The 4,540-nt window shown below is 48.0% G+C and carries 7 protein-coding genes and 1 pseudogene; 7 read left to right on the top strand and 1 reads right to left on the bottom strand.

The window, feature by feature from the left end:
• The 4 genes from DXA70_RS13470 to DXA70_RS13455 form a co-directional block, all read left to right on the top strand.
• The coding region (locus DXA70_RS13470) for a sigma factor (protein ID WP_128118755.1) at positions 1–467 on the top strand (467 nt) is incomplete at its 5' end.
• A gap of 142 nt (positions 468–609) precedes the next feature.
• Entirely contained in the window at positions 610–927 is a 318-nt protein-coding gene (locus DXA70_RS13465; protein ID WP_118526901.1) for a zinc-ribbon domain-containing protein, read from the top strand.
• Positions 928–959: 32 nt separating this feature from the next.
• Positions 960–1,469, top strand: coding sequence for a hypothetical protein (locus DXA70_RS13460; protein ID WP_128118754.1), 510 nt, complete (start codon positions 960–962; stop codon positions 1,467–1,469).
• A gap of 32 nt (positions 1,470–1,501) precedes the next feature.
• Positions 1,502–1,948, top strand: coding sequence for a hypothetical protein (locus tag DXA70_RS13455; protein WP_112148024.1), 447 nt, complete (start codon positions 1,502–1,504; stop codon positions 1,946–1,948).
• A gap of 74 nt (positions 1,949–2,022) precedes the next feature.
• Here the strand turns inward: DXA70_RS13455 and DXA70_RS14975 are convergent.
• Positions 2,023–2,142 (bottom strand): annotated as a pseudogene (locus DXA70_RS14975) (DUF6061 family protein); the annotation flags it as partial.
• A gap of 120 nt (positions 2,143–2,262) precedes the next feature.
• Between DXA70_RS14975 and DXA70_RS13450 the strand changes: the two are divergent.
• The 3 genes from DXA70_RS13450 to DXA70_RS13440 are packed head-to-tail and all read left to right on the top strand — an operon-like array spanning position 2,263 to position 4,422.
• Positions 2,263–2,568 (top strand): type II toxin-antitoxin system RelB/DinJ family antitoxin, encoded by a 306-nt coding sequence (locus DXA70_RS13450; protein ID WP_128118753.1) that lies wholly within the window; start codon positions 2,263–2,265, stop codon positions 2,566–2,568.
• Positions 2,565–2,885, top strand: coding sequence for a type II toxin-antitoxin system RelE/ParE family toxin (locus DXA70_RS13445; RefSeq protein WP_015537812.1), 321 nt, complete (start codon positions 2,565–2,567; stop codon positions 2,883–2,885). The genes DXA70_RS13450 and DXA70_RS13445 overlap by 4 nt, the downstream gene beginning before the upstream one ends.
• Before the next feature lie 13 nt (positions 2,886–2,898).
• Positions 2,899–4,422 carry a recombinase family protein gene (locus DXA70_RS13440; RefSeq protein ID WP_128118752.1) on the top strand — a complete coding sequence of 508 codons (1,524 nt, stop codon included), beginning with the start codon at positions 2,899–2,901 and terminating at the stop codon, positions 4,420–4,422.
• Positions 4,423–4,540 lie beyond the last annotated feature (118 nt).

Genomic DNA, 4,540 nt, shown 5'->3' with positions numbered 1-4,540 from the left:
CTGTGCCGAAGTTCGATGCAGCGCGCGGCATGAAGTTCCTGACCTATGCGGCTCCTGCCATCCGCAACGCCATGATGGACATGGTGCGGGATGCCTTTGCCGCTTTTGAACAGCGGATGGTAACGGAGGACAAGGATGGTGTGTGCTATCAGTGTGTTTCGCTGGACGATGTTCTGCCGGGAGAGGAACAACTGCGGCGCATCGAAGCCATAGCCGACCCCTACGCCATGCAGCCACAGAGCATTATGGAAGAGCAGGAATCGCGCCGGGAGCTGTACGATGGCCTGAAACGGCTGACCCAACGGGAGCAGACCTATCTGCTGTACCGCTATGGCTTCACCGATGGCGAGGAACATCCACTGATCGGCACGGCGATATACTTTCACCTGACAAAAGGCCGCGCAAAAAAGACGGAGGAACAGGCCATGGATAACCTGTGGCTGGAACTGCCGTGGTGGTTTCTTTGAATAAAAAGAAAAAATCGTGATTGTGCTACAAGTTTTCTGGAAATTTATGTGCAGCTATACGATTTTGAAAAATTTTGTGGACAAACGAAATAAATCAGGCTTAAATTTCGTTATCTAAACAAAAAGCAAGGAGGGAGCTTTGATGACTTGTAAAAATTGTGGTTATGAAAACAAGCTGGGTGTTCGATATTGTCAGCGGTGTGGTCAATACATTGAGCCCAAACGGACATTGGCGCAAGAAGTTAAATCGTTGGATTTTAGAAGCCTTGCTGGTGTTGGCCGTAGAGATGTGAATATTGCGCCGCTGTTTACTGCATCACCCGTTCAAACTCCAGCAAAAGCACACCAAACGCCCTCGCCTGTTGAACCGATGCCAGACGGAAGATGGTATTGCCCGGACTGCGGAACATTAAATGCTTCTTCTGAACGTTTTTGCAAAAACTGTGGAAAAGTCCGATAAATGTGAAGAAAAACATGGAAGGAGGAAACCGTATGAAAAAGAAGGCTATAATAGTTCTTTGCCTTGCGCTGGTACTTACATTGATTGGCTGTGGAAATAATGCTCAAAGTTCAGATGAGCACAATGCAGAATACGAAGAAGGCTATACCGCTGGCTACGAGGCCGGATATCATGACGGAGAAGAGCAAGCAACCGGAAATGAAAAACATTTTGCACGGTTTTCGGGTTCTTTTACGGCCACTGTTGAGCAGATCTTGCCCGATTACTATGCACTGCCGGGAAAAACGGTTGCGGTTGTTCACTTCTTTCAGGACAGACCATTTTTGCTTCATTTCCAGAAAGACTTAACTGGTGAACTTATTGAAGGAACAGCTTATGTGTTTGAGTTTGAGACTTTTGAAGTTGAACTTCCAGACGATGAAGAAAATCCAAATATTTCAGATTATATGTATTCAATAAATGTTACCAATTATAGAGTTGCAGAAGATGACGAAATCGGATTGGAAGGAAAGATGCCAACTGTCGAAATAGTATCGAAGTAAGCAGCCAAGCTGTTTTATAATGAAACGCAAAGATGGCGGTACACATTGGAATAGGATTCAAAAGCCGTATGAAGAACACAGCGTCAAAAAAGAAAACTTGTCTCGGATTTTTGCTGATCGTATTTTTAGCATATGTGGTGTGCTATCTTCTTTCTCAAACAGTGTTTCATGAAGTCTACTTGTTTGAATGGACAGCAGCCCATTATTATTTGTGTTTATGGGTTGCATCTGTTACTTTCTGTTTTCTGGAAATGTATAGAGCAGCTCTTATCACAACAGCTGGAAACTGGACAGGAATTTTGATCGGACAAGTGTTGGGCGATTTTATTATCAAAATAAACGCCACAAAAATCACGCCGGATATGTATATAGGAAAAGTATGGCAGCTCAAGGCACACTACGGAGTTTTGATTTGGCTACTCGTTTTCCTACTTTCGTTTATTATCGGAATGCTTGTTGAAAAGAAAAATCATTGTTAAAATGCGTAGTTAATAATAGACAGCCATCTATTTGCAAGTCGCAAGTAGATGGCTGTCGGTTTTATCTGTATATTCTAATTAAAGGTCAATCCTCTAAATCTGCCATGGTCACAGCTGAGTGAGAGATAATGCTCAATCTCACCACCCAGCACAAACTGGGCGTACTCCAAAGATTTATTCTGGCGAATGAATATTCTGCGCTTTAAACAATTTAACGACGAATATATTGTGCAATGTAGAGAATTTCAATTGCGACTTCGCACTCGATTGACATGCAACGCAAAATGCGTTACAATGAGACTGAGGTGATAACCATGGAAAAAACGATGACGCTCAATCTTCGTGTCAACCCTACCGTCAAGCAGCAAGCCGAAGATGTACTGAAGCAGCTCGGCATCCCGATGGCAACCGCCATTGATATGTACCTGCGCCAGATCACCCTGACTGGCGGCATTCCCTTCTCTCTGTCCCTGCCGAAGGCTCCTGCGGCACTGAACGCTGACACCATGACCGATGAGCAGCTCCATGCCGCCCTGCAAATGGGCATCAAGGAGATTCAGAACGGTGATACCGTGGATGCCGCAAGCGCATTCGCACAGTTCAGGGAACAGCACAGATGAAGCAGTATGACGTAAAAATTTCCCATGCAGCCCTCAGCGATATGGAACAGATCTACAGCTACATTGCTGACCGTCTGCTTGAACCTGATACGGCTATGGGGCAGTACAACCGCATTGCAGAAGCCATTCAGTCGCTGAACATCCTGCCGGAACGCTGTGCGCTGGTAGAGAGCGAGCCGGAGCGCACCCAAGGGCTGCGGCAGATGCTGGTGGATAACTACTCGGTGTTCTACATTGTGGGCGAGGATGCGGTGTCGGTGGCTCGTGTGCTGTACAGTGCATCCGACCTTGTGCGCCGCCTGCGGAGAATGAAGTGAAAGGGGTATTCGCATGACCGCCGTAATCTACGCCCGCTATTCCAGCGACAACCAGCGCGAAGAATCCATCGAAGGCCAGATTCGTGAATGTACGGCCTACGCCGAAAAGAACGGCATCACTGTGGTCAAACACTACATTGACCGTGCCCTTTCCGCAAAAACCGACAACCGCCCGGACTTCCAGCAGATGATCAAGGACAGCGAGAAGCGGTTGTTTGACATTGTGCTGGTCTGGAAACTTGACCGTTTTGCCCGAAACCGCTATGATTCGGCCCACTATGAGTACCAGTTAGAACGAAATCATGTCAAGCTGGTATCTGCCACGGAGCCTATCTCTGACAGCCCTGCGGGTATCATGGTCAAAAGTATGCTCACTGGCATGGCTGAATACTACTCGGCAGAACTTTCTGAAAAAGTTGTGCGCGGCATGACCGAGAATGTTCTGAAGGGCAAGTACAACGGCGGCACGATTCCCATTGGCTTCAAGGTGGACGAGGAAAAGTTCTTCCAGATCGACCCGCTGAAAGCCCCCTTTGTGGTAGAAGCCTTCCGGCGGTACAACGATGGTGCGACCATGAAGGAACTGATGAACTGGCTGAACGACAGTGGCGTGACCACCAACCGCAACCAGAAGTTCACCTACAACAGTGTTCAGACGCTGCTGACGAACAAACGTTACATCGGAGAAAACCACTTCAAGGACATCGTAATGCCCGACAGCATCCCGGCCATCGTGGACAAGGATTTGTTTGAGGAAGTGCAGCTGAAAATCAAAAAGAACAGCCGTGCTCCTGCCCGCCACAAGGCCGAGGACGATTATTTGCTCACCACCAAGCTGTTCTGCGGAATGTGCGGCGCGATGATGTTCGGCGAGTGCGGTACGGGTAGAAACAAGGTCGTTCATCATTATTATAAGTGTGCCACTGCGAAGCGTTTCAAGACCTGTAAGAAAAAGACCGTCCGTAAAGAGTGGCTGGAAGATTTGGTCATAGCTGAAACCATGAAGCTGATTCAGGACGATGCCGTGATTGATGCCATCGTTGCGGAAGTGATGGAGTTGCAGGATCAGGAAAACACCACTCTCCCTTTGCTGGAAAAGCAGATGCGCGAGGTAGAGAACGGCATTGAAAATATGCTGAACGCCATTCAAGCAGGTGTGCTGACCAATTCCACCAAATCGCGTTTGGAAAAGCTGGAAGCCCAGCAGAAAGAACTTGAGGTTCGGATCGCCGAAGAAAAAATCGCTCGGCCTCGGTTGAGTGAAAATCAGGTTCGGTTCTGGCTGACCCGGTTCCGCAAGCTCGACCCGAACGTGAAAAGCCACCGGGAAACGCTTATCAATACATTCGTGAATGCTGTTTATCTCTATGATGAAAAAGTTTTGATTGCGTTCAACTACAAAGACGGCACAAAAACCATCACTTTCGATGAAATCGCCGCCAAAGATGCCCCAGAGGGCAATGGTTCGGATTTAGGTTGCTTCGCTCCACCAAGAACTCCAGTATCCGAACCGGGTGCTGGAGTTTCTGTTTTATAGAAACATATCAAGGGGATCGTAGCGGGTGGATTCGAACAGCATCGGCCGCCGCCATCCGTCCCGGCGGCAAAAAAGCCCCTGAGGGGCTTTTTAGATGCGCGGCTCGCGCAATCCACCC

The sequence above is a fragment of the Faecalibacterium sp. OF04-11AC genome, from assembly GCF_003460645.1.
GTDB lineage: Bacteria > Bacillota > Clostridia > Oscillospirales > Ruminococcaceae > Faecalibacterium > Faecalibacterium prausnitzii_I.
Note: the sequence above shows the minus strand (reverse complement) of the source record. Positions and strands in the feature narration are given on the sequence as shown.